Below are 18,834 nucleotides of genomic sequence, written 5' to 3'. Positions count from 1 at the left end.
GCGAGAATCTGCCGCCTCGGGCACCGAGACGGTGATTTGACGGAGCCAGTCGCTACCAAGCGTAGTATCCACTGTTACTTAGACGTAACCCCCAGATTTCCGACACGCGGTGGCGGGCGGAAGGAGCGGGGAGCACGATACGTGGGTGAAAACGAGAGGTTACGATACGTGCGGAACAAAGAGCGGCGAGATGAACTATCGACTGCCGGAGAAGAGCGGCGTCAGAACCGGTCGGTACGCCCCGAAGCGGTCCACGCGTCCGTGGGCGCGCTCTCGGGGACGCGGCCCGCGCGGCCCTGCAACCCGCGCAGGCGACCCGCGAACGACCAGCGCCGGTCGCGCCACGTCTCCTCGTCGTCGCTCTCCGCGGCGGCGGCCGCGGCCGCCTGCGCCCGGAGGTGTGCGCCGATTGCCGCGGCGATGGCGGCGGCCTCCTCGTCGGTGGCGTCGTCGGGAACGACGAGGTCCGCCCCGTCGAGGGTCACGTCGGTCGGCGCGTCCGCGGCGTCCGACTCCTCGCGCTCCTCGGAGTGAGATGTCGCCATGGGTCTCAGAGCGGGATGTTCCCGTGTTTCTTGTCGGGTTGCTCGTCGCGCTTGCTCGACAGCATCTCTAAGTCGTCGATGAGGCGCGGGCGAGTGTCCTGCGGTTCGAGCACGTCGTCCACGTAGCCGAGGTCCGCGACCGTGTAGGGGTTGGCGAACTGGTCGCGGTACTCGTCGATGAGTTCCTCGCGGCGGGCCTCGGGGTCCTCGGCCTCGGCGAGTTCGTCGTCGTAGAGGATGTTGACCGCGCCCTTCGGACCCATCACCGCGATTTCGGCGGTCGGCCACGCGTAGTTGACGTCCGCGCCGATGTGCTTGGAGGCCATCACGTCGTAGGCCCCGCCGTAGGCCTTCCGGGTGATGACCGTCATCAGCGGCACGGTGGCCTCGGAGTAGGCGTACAGCAGTTTCGCGCCGTGACGGATGATGCCGCCGTGCTCTTGGTCGGTACCGGGCATGAACCCGGGCACGTCCACGAACGTCGTGATGGGGATGTTGAACGAGTCGCAGAACCGGACGAACCGGGCGGCCTTCTCGGAGGCCTCGATGTCCAGCGTCCCGGCGTTGACTCGCGGTTGGTTGGCGACGACCCCGACCGACCGCCCGTCGAGTCGCGCGAAGCCGATGACCATGTTCTTGGCGTACCCCTCCTGCACCTCGAAGAAGGAGTCTTCGTCCACCACGCCGTCGATGACGCGGGTCATGTCGTAGGGCTTCTTCGGTTCGTCGGGGACGACGTTCGTCAGTTCCTCGTCGCGTCGCTCGGGGTCGTCCCACGGTTCGACCCGCGGCGGGTCCTCGACGTTGTTCTGGGGGACGTACGACAGCAGGCGTCGGATGTCGTCGAGGGCATCCTTCTCGGAGGGTTCCGAGAAGTGCGAGACGCCGGAGGTCGATTCGTGGGTCTTCGCGCCGCCCAGTTCCTCGAATGTCACCTGCTCGCCCGTGACCGTCTCGATGACGTCCGGGCCGGTGATGAACATGTGGCTGGTGTCCTCCACCATGAAGATGAAGTCCGTGATGGCGGGCGAGTAGACCGCGCCCCCGGCACACGGTCCCATGATGGCCGAAATCTGGGGGATGACGCCGGAGGCCTCGGTGTTGCGCCGGAAGATTTCAGCGTACCCGGCGAGCGACGAGACGCCCTCCTGAATCCGCGCCCCGGCCGAGTCGTTGAGACCGATAACCGGCGCGCCGACCTCCATCGCCTTGTCCATCACCTTGCAGACCTTCTCGGCGAACACCTCGCCGAGCGACCCGCCGAAGACGGTGAAGTCGTGGGCGAAGACGAACGTCTTCCGACCGTTGACCTCGCCGTACCCCGTCACCACGCCGTCGCCCTTGACCTGTTTCTCCTCCATGCCGAAGTTGTGGCTCCGGTGGGTTCGAAGCTGGTCGAACTCGTTGAACGTGCCGTCGTCGAGGAAGTAGTCGATGCGCTCGCGCGCGGTCATCTTCCCCTTGTCGTGTTGGGCCTCGATTCGCTCCTCGCCGCCGCCCTGCAGGGCCTCTTCGCGTAGTTCGCGGAGTTCGTCTATCTTGTCTTCCATCGTCATGCTCGTCGAACCCTCCGATGGCTACTCATTAGGCGATTTGAGTACTACGGGCGGGAAAAGCGTTGCTAAAATCAGGTTCGGCCGCTGTGGAACCGACTCCGCGGTCGTCGCCGTCAGTCCCACTCGCGCCGCCCGGCGGCCCCGACAGTCTCCGCGTGGAGCGCGATGGCGGGCAGGACCGTCTCGACGGGTCCCGTGTCGAAGCGGCGGAACAGTCGCTGTACGTCTTCGACGGCCTCGTCGTCCATCCCCCGGCGACGCAGGTCCTCAGGGCGGAGTCGCGGGGCGTAGGGAAGCCGGGAGACGAACTCGGCGGTGAGTTCGTCGGCGCGCTCGTGCCCCTCCTCGAACCCGTCGGACTCCAGCAGGGGTTTCGACTCGGGCCACGCCGCGGTGAGATACCCCGGCCACTGGACTAGACACCGATAGACGCTCGGGAGCGTGTCGCCGAGACCGTGGAACGCCTCGATTTCCGAGACGGCGGTGGCGGCGTCCCCGTCGAGTTCGTCCGCGGTACCGAGCGTGGGTGACAGTCCGCGGTCGGCGTCGAGCCACGCCGGAAGCGGGGCGGTGGCCGCTCGCCCGGCGTCTCGGCGTCGGTCTTCGTCCTCGGCGTCGTCGCCCGCTGACGCCTCGCCGCCCCACTCCTCGCCGACGGGGTCGTCGTGCAGCAGGCGGTCGGCGAGTTCGAAGAGCAGCGCGAGCCGCGGGGCGACGACGTCGAAAGTGGCGATTTGGCCGCGTAGCTCGCGATACTCGGCCGGTCGGACGTCCACCTCCTCGCGGCGGAACCGCGGAATCGCCCCCTCGCTTTCCACCGCCGAGAGGACCGCGTCTCGATACTGAACCGTGTATCGACCGAAGGCCCGCGTCTGGAATACGGGTTTCACCTGCCCCCAGAGATATCGGAGGAACTCCGGGCGATTCGCCATCAGCGTCCGGAATATCCAGTTGACCACCGGCGCGCGGAACGTCCGCTGGATGTCGTCGTACAGGCCGCGCTTCCACCCGGTCGCCTCCTGTTCGTAGAGCTGTTTGGTGGTATCCATCGCCTGCTAGCGTTGCCCACGGACGGACTTAGTGGTTCGTCACGCTCGGCGCTGTCGAGGACGGTAGAGGAACAAAGCGCGGAATCAGTACTAAGCAGGAAAGAGGTTCGGGTTCTCAGAACAGCGAGACGCCCGCGAGCGCCAGCAGGTTCACCGCGAGCGTGCCGAGCAGGAACAGCGGCAGAATCGTCCTGACCGACCAGAGCCACGCCGGGCCGAGCGACCGGACGCGCGACCCCGCGCCCGACGAGAACTCGGTCACGGCGTCCTTGCCGAGGACCCACCCGACGAACACGAGGAACCCCGCGAGACCCGTGGTCAGCATCAGGTCCACGAGCGTCCCCGCCACGAAGCCGAACAGACCGGGGTTCAGCGCGTTGGCCGACCCGGTCACCAGAACGAGACACGTCAGCGTGGCGGTCGCGGTCCGGCGCTCCAGTCCGAACTCGTCCACGAGGTAGGCCACCGGGATTTCGAGCATGCTGATGGACGACGACAGCGCCGCGAGGACGATGACGCCGAAGAAGACGACCGCGAGCGGTTGGCCGAAGGGGAGTTGGGAGAACGCACCGGCGAGACTCACGAACAGCGCGCCGGGACCGCCGCCCGCCGCGGCCGGACCAGTCAGTTCGCCCACCGTCGCGAACAGGAGCGGGAAGACGACGAACCCCGCGAGAACCCCGACGCCGGTGTTCAGCACCGCGATGAGGCTCCCGTCGGACGCGAGGTTGTGGTCGTCGCCCAGATACGAGGCGTAGGTTATCATCGTGCCGACGCCGAGCGAGAGCGTGAACAGCGCCTGTCCCGCCGCCGCGCCCAGCACGTCGAAGAAGTTGGCTCGGAGGTAGGCCCCGTCGAAGTCGAGGTAGAACGACAGGCCCGCGCCCGCGCCGGGTCGAGTGACCGCCCACCCTGCCAGTGCGACGAGCAGGACGATTATCGCGGGCATCATGACTTTCGTCGCTCGCTCGATGCCGTCCCGGATACCCCCGACCACGACTAACGCCGTGAGCGCGAGAAAGCCGACGTGGAAGCCGACCGCCGGGAGACCGAAGTCGATGGCCCCGAAGTACTGGCCGGGCGACCCGAAGTACGCGCCGGTGAAACTGGCGAGGAAGTATCGGAGAATCCACCCGCCGACGACGCTGTAGAACGACAGCAGGACGACCGCGGTCACGACGCCGAAGAGACCGACCGCGCCCCACGACTTCGACCCCGAAGAGAGCCTGTAGAGCGCGCCCGCTGGGTTGCGCTGGGAGCGCCGCCCGATGACGAACTCCGCGAGCAGGCCGGGGACGCCGACCAGCAGGATAATCGCGAGGTACACCACCAGAAACGCGCTTCCGCCGTTCTCTGCGGTCATCCACGGAAACCGCCAGACGTTACCTAAGCCGACGGCGCTGCCGACTGCGGCGAGGATGAAGCCGAGTCGCGTGCGCCACGATTCGCGTGTCATTGCGACACACTCGCCCACACGGCCATAAGAGGGTTTCGAGTTACGAACCGTTAATTCGGAAATATGATGCTCTTTCCGGCGTAATTCGGTAGTTCTCTGTAATCGAGTGGGCGACAAACTGGAGTCCATCTGAAGAAGTATAGATTCCGACGCCGATACTCGGCTTTTAATCTACGATTCGTAACCAGAACTCGCGGAGAGCCATCGGTAGTCGAGTCGAATCGGCGAGCGCCGCGAAAATAGTCGAGTTCGGGGAATGACGCCGCGTTCGAGAGCCGAGGCGCGTCGGCCCTAGAAGTAGGCTCCCGTGGTGATACCCTCGTAGAGGGCCGTGATGCCGAGGTAGAGGGTCACGATGACGGCGAATGGGACGACGACGCGGACCCACCAGAGCCACGCCGTGGTGAACGACTCGCCGAACGTGGAGCCTCGACCCAGTTCGTCCACCGCTTCCGTGTCGGCGACCCAACCGACGAAGACGGCGAGCAGGAGGACGGCGACGGGGAGGAGGAACTTGAACACCACGTCGTTGTAGAATCCGAGCCACGACGTGCCGAACGTCGCGGGGACGCCGACGAGAGCGATGGTCGCGCCCATCGCCACCGCGGTGGTGGCCCGACTGTACCCGTAGTTCTCGGAGATGTACGACACCGGCACTTCCAGCAGGCTGATGGAACTGGAGAGCGCCGCGAACAGCAGCACGGCGAAGAAGACGAAGCCGATGATACCGCCCGCGGGGAGGTTACCGAACGCACCCGCGAGGGCGACGAACGCCGTCCCGGCACCGCCGCCCGCACCGCCCGCGCCGCCCGTGGCGAACAGGATGGGGAAGACGACGAACCCGGCGAGGAGCGCCACGAACGTGTTGACGACGACGATGGCACCGCCGTCGGCCGGGAGGCTATCGTCGCGGCCGAGGTACGAGGAGTAGGCTATCATCACGCTGAATCCGAGCGAGAGCGTGAAGAACGCCTGCCCCATGGCGGGCGGGACGATGGACCAGAAGTTGTCCGCGATGACGCCGAAGTCCGGCGAGAGGTAGAACGCGTACCCCGCCGTGGCCCCTTCGAGCGTCGTCGCCCAAGCGGCGAGTCCGACGAGGAGGACCAGAATCGCGGGAATCATGAACGTCGTGGCGCGCTCGATACCGTCGGTGACGCCCGACGCGACGATGCCGATGGTGATGAGCATGAACACCGCGTGCGCGGCGATGGCGGTGGGACCGGAGGCGATGGACCCGAAGTACGCTCCCGCGTCGCCGAAGTACGCGCCGGTGGCGCTACCGACGATGTAACTGAGGACCCACCCGCCGACGACGCTGTAGAACGACAGCGTCACCAGCGAGGAGAACACGCCGAGTCCGCCGGCGAACGACCAGTTCCCGTAGCCGATTTTCTCGAACGCGGCGACGGGGTTGCGCTCGCCGCGCCGACCGATGACGAACTCGACCATCATGGTCGGGAAGCCGATGAGGAACACGGCCAACAGGTAGACCACGAGGAACGCGGCACCGCCGTTCGCCGCGGTCTGGAACGGGAACGACCAGATGTTCCCGAGTCCCACCGCGCTCCCGACGGCGGCGAAGATAAATCCAATTCTACTCGTCCATGTTTCTCGTTCCGACATGTGTGAGTCTCGCTATCGAACCCACGGCTAAAAGTGAAACGGTTCGTAACCTGTGAGACGATTTTTGCCGGTATAATTGTTCTTAACGACCGTGATACAGTGCGGAATTTGACGAACGTTCAAGACTTCGTGTAGCCGGGCAGCGTCCAATCGGCAGTCCTGGAGGAGACCCCGGCAGAGAACCACCGTCGTCTCGGCGATTTCGTCGGGGTCTCCCCGCGACCGCAGTCGTCGTTCGGGGTCGAGACGGCGTCGTTCTCCAGCAACGACCACCGTGAACCCCGGCTTTTTCAGCGTTCCACGGGAAGCGCAGGTATGGATGCCGCAGTGTTCCACGGCGAAGGCGATATCGAGATAGAGGAAGTTTCCGACCCGGAGATTCAGGAGCCGACGGACGCCGTCGTCCGGGTCACCCACACCGCCATCTGCGGTTCCGACCTCTGGTTCTACCGCGGGGAGCGCGACTACCCGACGCCGAGCCGGGTCGGTCACGAACCGATGGGCATCGTTGAGGAGGTCGGCGAGGACGTCACCCACGTCCGGCCGGGCGACCGCGTGTTCTCGCCGTTCTCGATTAGCTGCGGGAAGTGCGAGTTCTGTCGAAAGGGACTCCACACCTCCTGCGAGAACGGCGCTGGCTGGGGCGGCGAGAACACCGGCGCGCAGGGCGAGAAGATTCGCGCGCCCCACGCCGACGGCACGCTCGTCCGCGTCCCCGAGCGCTACGCGGACGACGAGTCGGTCCTCGAATCCCTCCTCCCGCTCACGGACGTCATGTGTACGGGTCACCACGCCGCGGTGAGCGCGGGCGTCGAAGCCGGTGACACTGCGGTCGTGGTCGGCGACGGAGCGGTCGGCCTCTGCGGCGTGCTCGCCGCCAAGCGACTCGGTGCCGAGCGCATCATCGCCATGGGCCACCACGAGGACCGGTTGGAGATAGCCGAGGAGTTCGGCGCGACCGAGGTCGTGAGCGCGCGGGGCGAGGAGGCCGTAGAGGAGGTCACCGAACTCACCTACGGCGGCGCGAACCACGTCCTCGAATGCGTCGGCGCGGAGTCCTCGATGGACACCGCCTTTCAGGTCGCGCGGCCCGGCGGCACCGTCGGCTACGTCGGCGTCCCGGCGGGCGTGGACGAGGCCGCCTTCCTCGACACCGCGTTCGGGAAGAACGTCGGACTCGAAGGCGGGGTCGCCCCCCGTTCGCGCGTACGTGGACGACTTGATGGCGGACGTGCTTCAGGGCACCCTCGACCCCTCGCCCGTCTTCACGAGGACCGTCGGACTCGACGGCGTTCCCGAGGGGTACCGCGCGATGGACCAGCGCGACGCCGTCAAGGTCATGGTGAAAATCTGAGCGACGGCCAGTATCGCCGACCTCGCCGATACCGTCGAGCGCGTCCTACACGATTTCGAGGAGTTCCTTCACGTCGCCCTCCACGAACGGAGCGACCAGCGGCAGTATCTCCGCGGGCGGTTTGGCGTTGTCGAACGCTCGGGGGAACGGCGACTTCCCCGTAAGACCGTTGAGATACGCGGAGTGGCGGCCCTCGACCGTGGCAACCGTGGCCGCGGCGGTCAACAGGTTGTCCTGCTTCAGCAGGTTTATCGCGCCGTCGTAGGCCGAGACGCCGGTCGTTTCGAGCGTCTGTCCCGTCTTGATGAACCCGGACGGGCTTTCGAGCGGGAACGCGAAGCTGACTTGGTCGGCCGAGACCGGGTCGCCGCCCAACTTCTCGATGGTCTTCACGAGGTAATCGACGTGAGACTGTTCGTGGTCGCGAATCGTCGTGAGTTGGTCGTAGAGCGACGACTGGACCGTCTCGCCGAAGTTGCCCGCGATGTCGGAACTCTCGATTTCGTCCTCGCTGAACTCCTCTAGTCCGCGAGTGTAGAACGTCGCTTCGAGGCGTTCGAGGACCAGCGCGTAGTTCAGCACCGCGACCGGGTTGACCTCGTCCTGCCCCTCGGCCTGCGTCGTCGTCTCGTCTCCGTCTCCCGATGCCGCGACGTTCCCTGCGCCTGCGGACAGTCCGAGACCCGCCGCCGACGCCGTGGCTCCCTTCTTCAGGAATCCGCGCCGCGAGTCGGACCCGCCGCCCAGATTCTCGGTCAGTGCTTCGATGCTCTCCTCCGGCCGCTCGTCGTCTCGATTGTTCTCTGTCATGGTTGTCGTTCCGCGACTCGGACGACGGGCTATCCAGTGGAAAGGGGTCGAGTCCGTTGCAATCGGCGTGAAACAGTTCCGCGGTTAAGTCGAGTTTACACCGGCGGAGAAGGTGAGGACGCGAATCCGTCCGCCGGAACGCGAATTTCGCGCCGGAAACGCGAGCATTAAGAACGGGATGGGACGTTGAACGGACGAAATCAGGCGTTCTCTGCCGAGACAGTCGCGGCAGCGACGTCCGTCACGGCGTGACGACCAACTTCCCGAAGAAACTGTTCTGCAGGACCGCCTTCTGGGCCGCGGCGGCCTCGTCCAAGTCGTAGCGCTTCGAGACGTGCGGGCGGAGGTCACCCGACTCCAGCAATCGCGCCAGTTTCAGGAGGACCGCCGACATGTCCGGCGTGTTGTACATGCTCATCAACTGGAGGGTCATCTCCTGTGCGCGAGCGGCCGCGATGTTCTCGAACCCGGCCGCGGGTCGGGTGTTCCCGATGCCGACGACGCGGACGCCCTGCGTCCCGACTTCGGCGTCGAAGTCGAGGTAGTCGTCGAGTCGGTGGTCCAGAATCACGTCGGGACGGCCTGCCGCCTCGACCACGGCGTCGGCGAGGTCCTCGCGGCCGTAGTCCACGGGCGAGTTCGCGCCCAGTTCTTCGAGTCGGTCGTGGTACTCCGCGGACGCAGTGGTGACAGTGTGCGCTCCCGCGGCGTCGGCGAGTTGGACCGCGACGTGACCGACGCCGCCCGACCCGCCGTGGACGAGGCACGTCTCGGCGGGTTCGAGACCCGCGTGGTCCACCAGCGCGCGCCACGCGGTCACGCCCACGAGCGCGGCGGCCGCGCCCTCCTCGAAATCGACGCTCTCGGGCAGGTGCGCGAGGCGGTCGGTCGGCGCGACCGCGTACTCGGCGTAGGTCCCCTGTCGGTCGTTGCCCAGTCCCGTGCCGAACACTCGGTCGCCCTCGGCGAACTCGTCCACGTCCTCGCCCACGGCGTCCACGACACCGGCGAGGTCCGACCCCGGTATCATCGGGAGTTCGGGCGGTTCGTAGCTCCCTTCACGGAAGTAGGTGTCCACCGGGTTGACGCCCGCGGCGCGAACTTCGACGCGTACCTCCCTGCGACCGGGGTCGGGTCGCTCCGCGTCTTCGACTCTGAGTACGTCCGGGCCGCCGTATTCGTGATAGCGAACTGCGCGCATGGTATCGGGTACAGGGCCGCCCCTGATAAACTCGGACGCTCCGGCAACGTCCCGGTCCGGACTCGGAGAACTATCCGGTGCCCGACTCAGAGGTAGCCGTCCAGTTTCTCGGCGCTGAGTTCCAGATAGTCGAAGTCGAAGGTGTACACCTCCGCGGAGACCGTCCCCGTCCAGTCACCGCGGAGCGGTGCCAGCGCCGTCTCGAAGTCCAGCGTCCCCGACCCCGTGGGGACGTGTTCGTCGGCGGCCTCGCGGGCGTCGTTGACGTGGACGTGCGAGACCCGGTCGCCGCGGTCCGCCAGAAAGTCGGCCATCTCGTCGGCGTCCATCCCGTCCACCCGGGCGTGGCCGGTGTCGAAGGTCATCGACGCCTCCGTCTCGTCGAACACCCTGTCGAAGTCGTGGACCGTGAGCGGGATGCCCGGCAGGTTCTCGACGCAGATTTCGACGTCCCGGTCGGCGGCGAATCGGTCGAGTATCCGGACGGAGTCGAGCAGGTGGGGCGCGACTTCGTCCAGTTGCCACTCGGGCGGCCGGGCGCTGGTCCCGGCGTGGAGGACCGCCTTCTCCGCGCCCATCTCGGCGGCCGCTTCGACGGCGGCGCGCTGTTCGGACAGCGACCCCTCTCGGACCGGTCGCGCGGCGACCCGATTTCGATGTCCACGAACGGCAGGTGGACGAGCAGGTCGAGACCCTCCTCGGCGGCCAGCGACCCGACCGCGTTCGGGTCGAGTCGAGTGCGCTCGGTCGCGCCGTCCATGTAGAGTTCCGCGAAGTCGAACCCGACCTCGGCCGCCTGCCGGAGCGCGGTCTCCCACGACACCGCGCCGGTGTGGGTCTGAGTGACGTACCCCCGTCGGACGCCGTCGTCGCTCACCGCTCGGACCCTCCGTCCGCGGACGCCGCCGAGTTCTTCGTGTCGGTCGTCCCGTCGTCGGCCGTCCGCTCCTCGGCCGTCGCCCCGTCAGTCCTCCCTCCGTCGGTCGTCGCCTCGTCGGGCGTCGTCTCGTCGGGCGTCGCGTCGCCCCGGACGAACTCGGTCAGGGCGGCCACGGTCGGCGCGACCAGCGTCGGCGAGCGGTCGCTCGACTCCACCTCGGCGCGCGTCGCGTCGCCCGTCAGCACGCAGACAGACTCGCACCCGACGTTCTCGGCGAGTCGCACGTCGGTCGCCAGTCGGTCGCCGACCACCGCCACGTCCTCGGGCGCGTACCCCTCGGCGTCGAGGACGGGGGCGACCATCTCGACGTTCGGCTTGCCGAAGACGCGGTCGGGCGACCGGTCGGTCGCGCGCTCTATCATCGCGCCGATGGCCCCGCAGTCGGGGACGAACCCCTCCGCGGTCGGGCAGACTGCGTCGGCATGGGCCAGCAGGAACGTCGCCCCGTCTCGGACGGCGAGGGTCGCCTTCCGGGCCTTCTCGTACGTGAGTTCGGTGTCGAACCCGACGACCACCGCGTCGGGCGCGTCCTCGCCCGAGTCCGGTTCGTCCACGACTTCGACGCCGCGGTCGGCGAGGGCGTCGCGCATCTCGGTGGTTCCGAGGACGAACGTCCCGTCCGGGTCGGTGCGCCGGAGGTGCTGGAGGACCCCGTCGGTCGAGAGCAGGACGTCCTCCTCGGCGGCCGAAACGCCGAGGTCAGTCAGCCGCTCGGCGTAGTCGTCCTTCCACTTCGAGGAGTTGTTCGTCAGGAAGTAGACCTCCACGCCGCGGTTCCGGAGCGCCTCGACGACCCCGTCCGCCCCGGTCACGAGGTCGTCGTCCAGATACATCGTCCCGTCGAGGTCGAAGAACACCGCCTCCTTCTCGCCGAGGTCCGACAGCGACGAGAACCGGCGGTCGGCGGTCCGGAGGTCGTCGAAGTCGTCGATTTCGACCCACCGGTGTTGGGAGACGTCTACAGGTTCGACGTCGTGGGTCCCGCCCCTGAGGAGTCGGTCGACGGCGGCCTCGGTCCAGTCGCCGTAGTCGCCCTCGCGTTCGATGGTCCGTGTTATCTCGTCGAACAGCGCCTCGGAGAACGCCGCCGAGAATCGATACGCGTCGGTCGAGACGCCGTGAGCCACGTCCGCCGGAACGCTCTTGGCGATATGAGTCGCGCGTCCACGGTCGCCGACGGTCACTTTCATCGCCTCCTCCGAGAAGGTCGCAGTATCGGTCGCGATGGCGCTGTCGGCGTCGGCGGCGAGCAAGTCGGCGAGCAGTTCCGGTTCGAACACCACGTCGCCGTTGGTCAGGACGAACGGTTCGCCCGCCACCGCCTCGCGGGCCAGATAGAGCGAGTACATGTTGTCGGTGTTGGCGAACACCTCGCTCTCGCGGACGGTGACGTCGAGGTCCGGCCGCGAATCCGCGACTTCCTCGCAGAGCGCTCGCACGTCGTCGGCCAGATACCCCGCGACCACCACGACGTCGGTCACGCCCGCGTCGGCGTAGGCCCGGAGTTGGTGGGCGAGGATAGGGGTTCCATCGACTGTGACGCACGATTTCGGCTTCTCCAGCGTGAGCGGCCGGAGTCGAGACCCGATACCAGCCGCTAAGATTACTCCCTTCACGAATAAGTCACCGCACCAGAACCCAACGCAAGCGACCTTAGTCCTGTCGGCCTCTTTTCATCCGAGTTTTAACTGAAATACGATACATCACAGGAACCGCAGTTCCGCGCCGTAGCAGAAACAGTCGCGAGCGAGGGCGTCACGTCCCGGCGTCGCCGAACTGGAGGACACCGGGGTAGTCGGCGATGACGCCGTCCACGCCCGCCTGCCGGAGTTGGTCGGCCTCGTACCAGCGCTCGACGGTCCATGCGTTGACCGCTCGGCCCTCCTCGTGAGCGAGTTCGAGGAGGTCGATGTCCTCGAAGGGGCCGAGCGACCCGTACTCGGCGTTGAACAGCGGCGTGCCCGCAATCGCGTTCCACGGCGGGTGGACCGCCTCGCAGTCGTACCGGCGCGCGACCTCCATCCCGTCCGCGATGGAGTCGGCGAACACGACCGCGAGGGGGACCGAGGAGTCCACCTCGCGGACCGCCGCCAGCGCACCCTCCGAGAACGACGAGACCAACACGTCGTGGTCGGTCGCCGAGAGCGTCGAGAGGACGTCCTCCGCGAACGGTTTCCAGAGGGCCGTCTGCTCGGCGCGGGCCTCCGGGGGGAGGTTCTCGCCGGGGCGAATCTCGGCCGACCCGGGGTTCTTGAACTCCACGTTGACGCCGACCGACGACGGGAGGGCGTCGAGGACCGCCGAGAGCGTGGGGATTCGCTCGCCCGTGCCGAGGACGTCGAGGTCCGCGAGGGTCTCGGCGGTCGTCTCCCACACCTTCCGGTCGGCGAGTTCGGAGGGGGCGTCCGTCAAGCGACCGAGGTCGTAGTCGTGGAAGGTGACGATTTCGCCGTCGGCGGTCGGCATCACGTCCACTTCCACCATCTCGGGAAGACCGCCGGGGGAGGCTGCGGTCGTTGCCCGTTCTATCGCCGCCACGGTGTTCTCGGGGTAGACGCCCGCGAATCCGCGGTGAGCGATGAGCGATACGTCGGTTCGACTGGTCGTCGCCTGTCGGGTCGTTCCGCTCGTTCCTACCATAGTGAGTCGCGGCGCTTCGGGGACCGGCGCAAGCGCCTCTGCACCCTTGGTCGGGGGTTTCTGGGTAGTAGCCTTCAAACTTTCTCTCTGAATATAAATATCGCTCCGTAACGGAACCGAGTCGATTGAGCGCACTCGAAACTACGTATTCGGCCGCCGCCACCGTGTTTTGCGCCGATTCCGGGAGAGGCGACGCCGGACGAGGTCGGCGACCACCGCCGACCGGGGGGCCGGGGGCGCGCAGTCGGGGGAGCGTCCGGGACCCCCGTCGTCCCCGCCGACTCTCTCGTCGGTCGCGGCGGCTCCGCCACTGGTCGAGTCGCCGGACGCCTCCGTGGCGGGGTCGCGCCGAGGAGTCGGGTCCGGACCGCCTCGCGGCGGGGCGCGTCGCGGTCGTCGGCCGGGTCGAGCGCGCGGTCGAGACCCGCGAGCAGGCCGTCGAACGTCCGGGCGACCGTGCCGGGGGTGACCGACTCGTAGTCGAAGTAGAACCCGCGGCGGGCGCGGTACTCGTCGAGGTCGTAGGGGTAGAAGACCACGGGTCGGTCGAGCAGGAGGTAGTCGAAGTATAGCGACGAGTAGTCGGTGACCAGCGCGTCGGCGTATCGGAGGAGCGGGTAGACGTCGGTCGCTTCGGGGAGTTGGACGACCCGCGAGAGACCCTCGGGGAGGTCGAGCGAGTCGCGCGGGTGGGTCTTGACGACGAGCGTGGCGTCTCGCTCGGCGAGGAACGCGTCGAGCGCCGTGAAGTCGAGGCGGTCGGCGACCGACTCGTCGGTCCACTCGCGGAACGTCGGCAGGTAGCAAACGAGCGACGGGGAGTCCGCACTCTCGGCGTCGCGTCCCTCCGCGAGGTCGCGGACTCGGTCGAGCGCCGCGGCGTCGGTCCCGACGCGCTCGCCCGGAATCTCGGCGAAGAGCGCGTCGTTTCGGGGGTAGCCCGTGGCGACCATCCGCTCGCGGTCGATGCGGAGACCGGACGCGAAGACGTCGGCCGCCCCCTCGCCGGGAATCGTGAGCAGGTCGAACTCCCCGGAGAGTCGGGCCTGCGTCCGACGGACGGGTGCCGGACGATGCCGGAACTCCGCGTCCCACGAGATGCGCTTGAGGGGGAGACCGTGCCAGAGCAGGACCGTGAGCGCGCCCGCGACGAAGGGCATGGCGAGGTCGCGGTGGCCCTGCGTCAGGAAGACGGCGCCCGCCCGGAGCGTCAGCAGGAGGCCCCGGGGCGAGTAGCAGTGGTACGCCTCGAAGCCCTCGGCCTGCAGTTCGCGCACGACCTCGGGGTCCTTCGAGAGCCAGACCGCACGTATCTCCGGATGTCGGGCCGCGACGTGGAGGTAGAGGTACTTGGCGTTGTCCGCGAACGCCGTCCCGCCGCGCGCGCCGAACGCCCACAGCGACTCGTCGCGGGCGAGACCCGGCGTCCGGTCCCAGCGCGAGTCGAGGGCCTTCACGCCCCGGAACAGTCGCCACTGCGCGAGAAACGAAACGTCGTCCGCGAGCGACGTGAGCGTGCCCGTGGAGTCCGAGAGCGACGCGAGCGCGCGGGAGACTGACGCGTTCAGGTCCATCGGTGCGACTGGGAACTCGGCGGCGGTCGGAGAACCATCGGTCCGACGCACGACGCCGCCGACAAAAAGCCGTCCGGCGGAGGTCGGCGTTCGAGGGTCAGGGGATGCCACGAGTGATTCGTTACCAACCACCGCGAGACTCCCTAACGGCCGATACCGCCAGTAGCAGGCCTTATATCTACAGACCCGCCAATCGGACTCAATGACTTACAAAATCGGACTCGTGGGCAAGCCCTCCGTCGGGAAGTCCACGTTCTTCAACGCCGCCACGATGAACGACGTGCCCGAAGGAGCCTACCCATTCACCACCATCGACCCGGCGGTGGGCGAGGCCTACGTCCGGGTGGACTGCGCGGCCCCGGAGTTCGACGAGCGCTGTACGCCGAACGTCGGATTCTGCGAGGACGGCACCCGGTTCGTCCCGACCAAACTCGTGGACGTGGCTGGACTAATTCCCGGTGCCCACGAGGGCGCGGGACTGGGCAACCAGTTCCTGACCGACCTCAACGAGGCCGACGTGCTGGTCCACGTCGTGGACTTCTCGGGCAGGACCGACATCGAGGGCGAACCCACAGAGGACCACGACCCGCGTGACGACGTGGACTTCCTCGAAGACGAACTCGACATGTGGTACCTCGGCATTCTGGAGAAGGGCATCGAGCGCTACCAGAGCGGGTACGACGGCAACGAGGACGACATCGAAGTGGAACTGGCCGAGCAGATGAGCGCGTTCCGGACCAACAAGGACGAGATAAAGCGCGAAATCCTCTCGCTCGGTCTCGACCTCGACCCCGCGACGTGGGACGAGGACGACCGCGAGCAACTCGCCCGCGAGATTCGCAAGACGACCAAACCGATGGTCGTCGCCGCGAACAAGATGGACACCCCCGAGGCCCAGGCCAACTTCGAGGAGATTACCGACGACCCCGAGTACGACCACCTGACGTTCGTGCCGGTCAGCGCCCACGCCGAGAAGGCGCTCAAGCAGGCCGACGAACAGGGCGTCGTCGAGTACCGACCCGGCGACGGCGACTTCGAGATTATCGGCGACGTCTCTAACGACCAGCGCGAGGGACTGGAGGCCATCGAGTCGTTCGTCCACGAGTTCGACGGGACCGGCGTCCAGCGCGCGCTCGAAGACGCGCTGTTCGAGGAACTGGGCGTCATTCCGGTGTTCCCCGGCGGCGCGAACGGTCTTGGCAACGAGAACGGCGAGGTCCTGCCCGACTGCTTCCTCCTGCCCGAGGGCGCGACCGCAGAGGACTTCGCCCACCACATCCACTCGGACCTCGGCGAGGGGTTCCTCCACGGCATCGACTGCCGGAGCAACCGGCAGGTCGGCGCGGACACGCGACTCGACGGTCGCGACGTCATCGACATCGTCTCCACGAACTGACTCGTCCGGCCGAAATCGTTCCGCGACCCGACCGATTAATGTCTCCTCGTCGCGGAAGAGGTTCGCATGGGAGAGCAGCAGCATCGGTTCAACGGCGATGCCCAGGTCCTGCATCGCCGCGCGGTCAGGACGCCGCTTCCCGACGAGGAGGCCGAGCGAGTGTTCCACGAGAACATGATGAACGTGGCGGACGCCTGCGAGCGGAAAGCAGAACTGCTCGCCGACCCCGACGCGTCGCTGCTGGACGCCTACGAGACGGAGTTCGAACACCTCACCGAGAGTTTCGAACGGCGACTCCGGCGCGTCGCGGGCGACGACTACGAAGAAGTCGCGGTAGCGTACAACCGCGACGAGCGAGACGACCGGGTCGGGGCGCTCGCGTCGTACTACTTCGAGGCGCTCTGGCGGATGCAGCAGCGGACCACTATCACGGACATGCTGTTCTTCCCGATAATCCTGCGGTACCCCGACAGTTTCACCGTGAACGTCCGGTTCGCGAGCGGGTACGCCACCAGCGAGTCGGTGGTGTACGAGTCGCCCCAACACCTCTCGGAGGAACTGGACGACGACCACGCTCAGACCTACTACGAGGAGAGTCGCTACACGCAGAAGTGCGCGGCGGAGTACATAGCGGAGACCGCCCAGATAATCCGCGAGGAGTTTCCCCACCCCGACGAGTCGTCGTTCGAGGAGCGCAAGTACGGCGGAATCGTCTCGGCGGGCGGACGCCGAGGGTCCGTCTTCTCGTCGATGCTGAAGTCGGTCGAACCCGACCCCGACCGGTTCTCGGAACCGGTCGAGGAATCGACCCTCGTCGGGGAGGGCGAGGCCGCGAGACGCACGGAGGCTGAGTTGCTCCCCGACGAGGAAGTCCTGCTCTGAGCGGTCCACGAGCCTTCGACACTCGACCACCGAGCGCCGCGTTCGGTCCCACGACCGCGGGTCTGTGCTATCCACACACCGCGGTAGATGTCGCCGCGTTGAATTGAATTCGACATGCTTTTCCTGAGACCGTGAGAAACCCGTCGTATGGCTGTCGACGCGCGCTGTCCGGACTGTGACGTTGCGCTAGAGGAAGCCGACCTCTTCACCGGTCAAGGGGAGTTCAGAGTCCGGACCGAGACCGAGGCCGACGACGTGTTGGCCGCGGTCGGGGTCGCCAAGGCGCTGGAGGTGACGCCGCGGCGGTGTCCGGAGTGCGGACTGGTCCGGTTCTACGCCGAGAAGTAACGTCGGCGACGGGCCGTGCGTTCGCGGTGCCGCGTTCCGTGTCTACCCGGGTCGAACACCGGCGGTGGCCCTAAACCGTCGGACGGCGGCGGCAGTGTGGCCGCGGACCGCAAGAACGTTTTTGTCTCTCTGCGTTTACTCTGAACGCGTACCATGGTGGTCACGGGAGCATCCGAGACCGGGGGGAAACGACCATGAACGTGTTCGTGAGAGAAATCGGTCGGGCCGAGACCCCCCCGAGAGCTACGCCTGTCGGGGGACAGAATCGTCGTCGAGGACAACGTCGGAGAGTCCATACACGTCCACGTCGGTAACACGCGCATCGAGTTCTCCATCGACGATTATCTGACGTTCGCCGATTGCATCGAGGCGGCCGAACGGGGGGTCGAACGTGGGAATCATTGAGGAGGAACTCGGAACGACGACGCTCTCCGACGGGACGGACGTGACCGTCGAGTACAACGAAGGCGACCGCATCCACCTCCACGTCGGCCGGTTCCGCCTCTCGTTTTCTCCGGAGGAGTTCGGCAGGTTCGCCGCTGCGGTCGCGGAGGGGAAAGCGGACCTGCTCGAAACCAAGGATGGAGTTTAGTCGAGCGGAGACCGAACTCCTCGACCGCCTGTTCGCCGACCTCGTGGACTCGGACGTCACGTTCGTCGTTCCGCGCGGGTATCGGGACCTCCCCCACTCGGTCCCGGGAAGCGACGTCGACGTCTACGTGGCCGACGACGACTTCGAGGAGACCGTCCGCCTCGCGGAGCGTCTGGGGTTCGGGTCGAGCGACTCCTCGACGGGCGTGCGGGGGTTAGTCGAGAAGGTCGCGTCGAATCCCGGTCGAGCGATGGCGTTGCTGTCGTCCGACCGGGCGAAGGCGCTGCGGTTCGCGTTCGAGACGCTCACCGACACGGAGACGGTCCAGACCGAGTACGAGGAGTGGAAAGGGTCGAACGGGAACGTCGCGTTGCACCTGACGAACCACGTCGTCTACGAGTCGCCGATGAAAAGCGGCGTCCGGCAGATGATTCGCGTGGACCCGGCGGTCGAGGAGTCTCTCTTCCGGTACCGTCGCTTCGTCGACGGGATTCCGGTTCCGTCGGAACCCGACGAACTGGCCCACTTGCTCTGCCGAGGTGTCTTCTCGTACGAGGGGGAGTTCCCGCCGTACTACGAGCGACGGTGCAGGGAACTCTCCGAGACTGTCCTCTCGTCGCCGGAGATGGAGGAGCGGTTCGAGCGACTGCTCTCGCTGCTGTTCTTCGACGCCGACCGCGTGGTTCGGGACCACGTGGAGCGCGACAGCTACGACCAACTGAAATCCGACCTCGTCTCGTTCGCCGACTACTAATCGGTCTCCGATACCCGCTGTCGGCGTCGCCGAGCGGTCGCGGTGAGTCGGGTCCCCGTCTCGACGGACGGTCGGGCAGTTACGGGGCGGCGTTAGCCCGTTCCGATACTA

18 protein-coding genes and 1 pseudogene are annotated in these 18,834 nt (G+C 66.9%); 7 read left to right on the top strand and 12 right to left on the bottom strand.

Translation table 11 applies throughout. The features are described from left to right. Nucleotides 1-221: 221 nt before the first annotated feature. From FXF75_RS05900 to FXF75_RS05880, 5 genes are all read right to left on the bottom strand, one after another. Nucleotides 222-545: an acc operon protein gene (locus tag FXF75_RS05900; RefSeq protein ID WP_205427206.1), complete on the bottom strand. Its 324-nt coding sequence runs from the start codon at nucleotides 543-545 to the stop codon at nucleotides 222-224. 5 nt (nucleotides 546-550) lie between these two features. After that, a complete protein-coding gene (locus FXF75_RS05895; protein WP_163521125.1) occupies nucleotides 551-2,095 on the bottom strand; it encodes an acyl-CoA carboxylase subunit beta in 1,545 nt (514 codons plus the stop codon). Nucleotides 2,096-2,214: 119 nt separating this feature from the next. After that, nucleotides 2,215-3,150, bottom strand: coding sequence for a halocarboxylic acid dehydrogenase DehI family protein (locus FXF75_RS05890; protein WP_163520643.1), 936 nt, complete (start codon nucleotides 3,148-3,150; stop codon nucleotides 2,215-2,217). 115 nt (nucleotides 3,151-3,265) lie between these two features. Next, nucleotides 3,266-4,606 carry a sodium-dependent transporter gene (locus FXF75_RS05885; RefSeq protein ID WP_163520641.1) on the bottom strand — a complete coding sequence of 447 codons (1,341 nt, stop codon included), beginning with the start codon at nucleotides 4,604-4,606 and terminating at the stop codon, nucleotides 3,266-3,268. A 291-nt stretch (nucleotides 4,607-4,897) separates the two neighbouring features. Next, complete coding sequence (locus FXF75_RS05880) at nucleotides 4,898-6,232, bottom strand: sodium-dependent transporter (RefSeq protein ID WP_163520640.1); 1,335 nt, start codon at nucleotides 6,230-6,232, stop codon at nucleotides 4,898-4,900. Between the two features lie 315 nt (nucleotides 6,233-6,547). Here FXF75_RS05880 and FXF75_RS05875 point away from each other — a divergent pair. Beyond that, a pseudogene (locus FXF75_RS05875) lies at nucleotides 6,548-7,586 on the top strand (zinc-dependent alcohol dehydrogenase family protein). Nucleotides 7,587-7,631: 45 nt separating this feature from the next. Here the strand turns inward: FXF75_RS05875 and FXF75_RS05870 are convergent. The 3 genes from FXF75_RS05870 to FXF75_RS22435 all read right to left on the bottom strand — a co-directional run bounded on the left by FXF75_RS05870 (nucleotide 7,632) and on the right by FXF75_RS22435 (nucleotide 10,175). Continuing rightward, a complete protein-coding gene (locus FXF75_RS05870; protein ID WP_163520638.1) occupies nucleotides 7,632-8,396 on the bottom strand; it encodes a ferritin-like domain-containing protein in 765 nt (254 codons plus the stop codon). A gap of 241 nt (nucleotides 8,397-8,637) precedes the next feature. Next, nucleotides 8,638-9,597, bottom strand: coding sequence for an NADPH:quinone reductase (locus tag FXF75_RS05865; RefSeq protein WP_163520635.1), 960 nt, complete (start codon nucleotides 9,595-9,597; stop codon nucleotides 8,638-8,640). 86 nt (nucleotides 9,598-9,683) lie between these two features. Continuing rightward, the gene (locus FXF75_RS22435) at nucleotides 9,684-10,175 is read right to left on the bottom strand and encodes a sugar phosphate isomerase/epimerase (protein WP_240334499.1); all 492 of its coding nucleotides are present in this window, start codon (nucleotides 10,173-10,175) and stop codon (nucleotides 9,684-9,686) included. Between FXF75_RS22435 and FXF75_RS22430 the strand changes: the two genes are divergently transcribed. Then, nucleotides 10,149-10,361, top strand: coding sequence for a hypothetical protein (locus FXF75_RS22430; RefSeq protein ID WP_240334498.1), 213 nt, complete (start codon nucleotides 10,149-10,151; stop codon nucleotides 10,359-10,361). The two genes, FXF75_RS22435 and FXF75_RS22430, sit on opposite strands and share 27 nt — an antisense overlap. A 109-nt stretch (nucleotides 10,362-10,470) precedes the next feature. Here FXF75_RS22430 and FXF75_RS05855 read toward each other — a convergent pair whose 3' ends face one another. The 3 genes from FXF75_RS05855 to FXF75_RS05845 form a co-directional block, all read right to left on the bottom strand. Beyond that, nucleotides 10,471-12,153 carry an HAD-IIA family hydrolase gene (locus tag FXF75_RS05855; protein ID WP_163520633.1) on the bottom strand — a complete coding sequence of 561 codons (1,683 nt, stop codon included), beginning with the start codon at nucleotides 12,151-12,153 and terminating at the stop codon, nucleotides 10,471-10,473. 139 nt (nucleotides 12,154-12,292) lie between these two features. After that, entirely contained in the window at nucleotides 12,293-13,177 is an 885-nt protein-coding gene (locus tag FXF75_RS05850) for a glycerophosphodiester phosphodiesterase family protein (protein WP_163520631.1), read from the bottom strand. Nucleotides 13,178-13,251: 74 nt separating this feature from the next. Next, a complete protein-coding gene (locus FXF75_RS05845; RefSeq protein ID WP_163520629.1) occupies nucleotides 13,252-14,751 on the bottom strand; it encodes a CDP-glycerol glycerophosphotransferase family protein in 1,500 nt (499 codons plus the stop codon). Between the two features lie 202 nt (nucleotides 14,752-14,953). Between FXF75_RS05845 and FXF75_RS05840 the strand changes: the two genes are divergently transcribed. The 3 genes from FXF75_RS05840 to FXF75_RS05830 all read left to right on the top strand — a co-directional run bounded on the left by FXF75_RS05840 (nucleotide 14,954) and on the right by FXF75_RS05830 (nucleotide 17,377). Further along, on the top strand, nucleotides 14,954-16,147 hold the full coding sequence (locus FXF75_RS05840; protein WP_163520628.1) for a redox-regulated ATPase YchF: 1,194 nt from the start codon (nucleotides 14,954-14,956) through the stop codon (nucleotides 16,145-16,147). 66 nt (nucleotides 16,148-16,213) lie between these two features. Beyond that, nucleotides 16,214-17,029, top strand: coding sequence for a hypothetical protein (locus FXF75_RS05835; RefSeq protein ID WP_163520626.1), 816 nt, complete (start codon nucleotides 16,214-16,216; stop codon nucleotides 17,027-17,029). A 147-nt stretch (nucleotides 17,030-17,176) separates the two neighbouring features. Next, on the top strand, nucleotides 17,177-17,377 hold the full coding sequence (locus FXF75_RS05830) for a hypothetical protein (protein WP_163520624.1): 201 nt from the start codon (nucleotides 17,177-17,179) through the stop codon (nucleotides 17,375-17,377). Between the two features lie 243 nt (nucleotides 17,378-17,620). Here FXF75_RS05830 and FXF75_RS05825 read toward each other — a convergent pair whose 3' ends face one another. Next, nucleotides 17,621-17,779: a hypothetical protein gene (locus FXF75_RS05825; RefSeq protein WP_163520622.1), complete on the bottom strand. Its 159-nt coding sequence runs from the start codon at nucleotides 17,777-17,779 to the stop codon at nucleotides 17,621-17,623. Between FXF75_RS05825 and FXF75_RS05820 the strand changes: the two genes are divergently transcribed. Together FXF75_RS05820 and FXF75_RS05815 are read left to right on the top strand one after the other, a co-directional pair. After that, nucleotides 17,769-17,969 (top strand): hypothetical protein, encoded by a 201-nt coding sequence (locus FXF75_RS05820; protein WP_163520621.1) that lies wholly within the window; start codon nucleotides 17,769-17,771, stop codon nucleotides 17,967-17,969. The genes FXF75_RS05825 and FXF75_RS05820 overlap by 11 nt on opposite strands. After that, nucleotides 17,959-18,723, top strand: coding sequence for a hypothetical protein (locus FXF75_RS05815; RefSeq protein WP_163520619.1), 765 nt, complete (start codon nucleotides 17,959-17,961; stop codon nucleotides 18,721-18,723). The genes FXF75_RS05820 and FXF75_RS05815 overlap by 11 nt, the downstream gene beginning before the upstream one ends. Nucleotides 18,724-18,834: the final 111 nt, after the last annotated feature.

Source organism: Halorussus sp. MSC15.2 (genome assembly GCF_010747475.1).
Taxonomy (GTDB): Archaea; Halobacteriota; Halobacteria; order Halobacteriales; family Haladaptataceae; genus Halorussus.
This window is presented reverse-complemented; position numbering and strand designations above follow the sequence as displayed.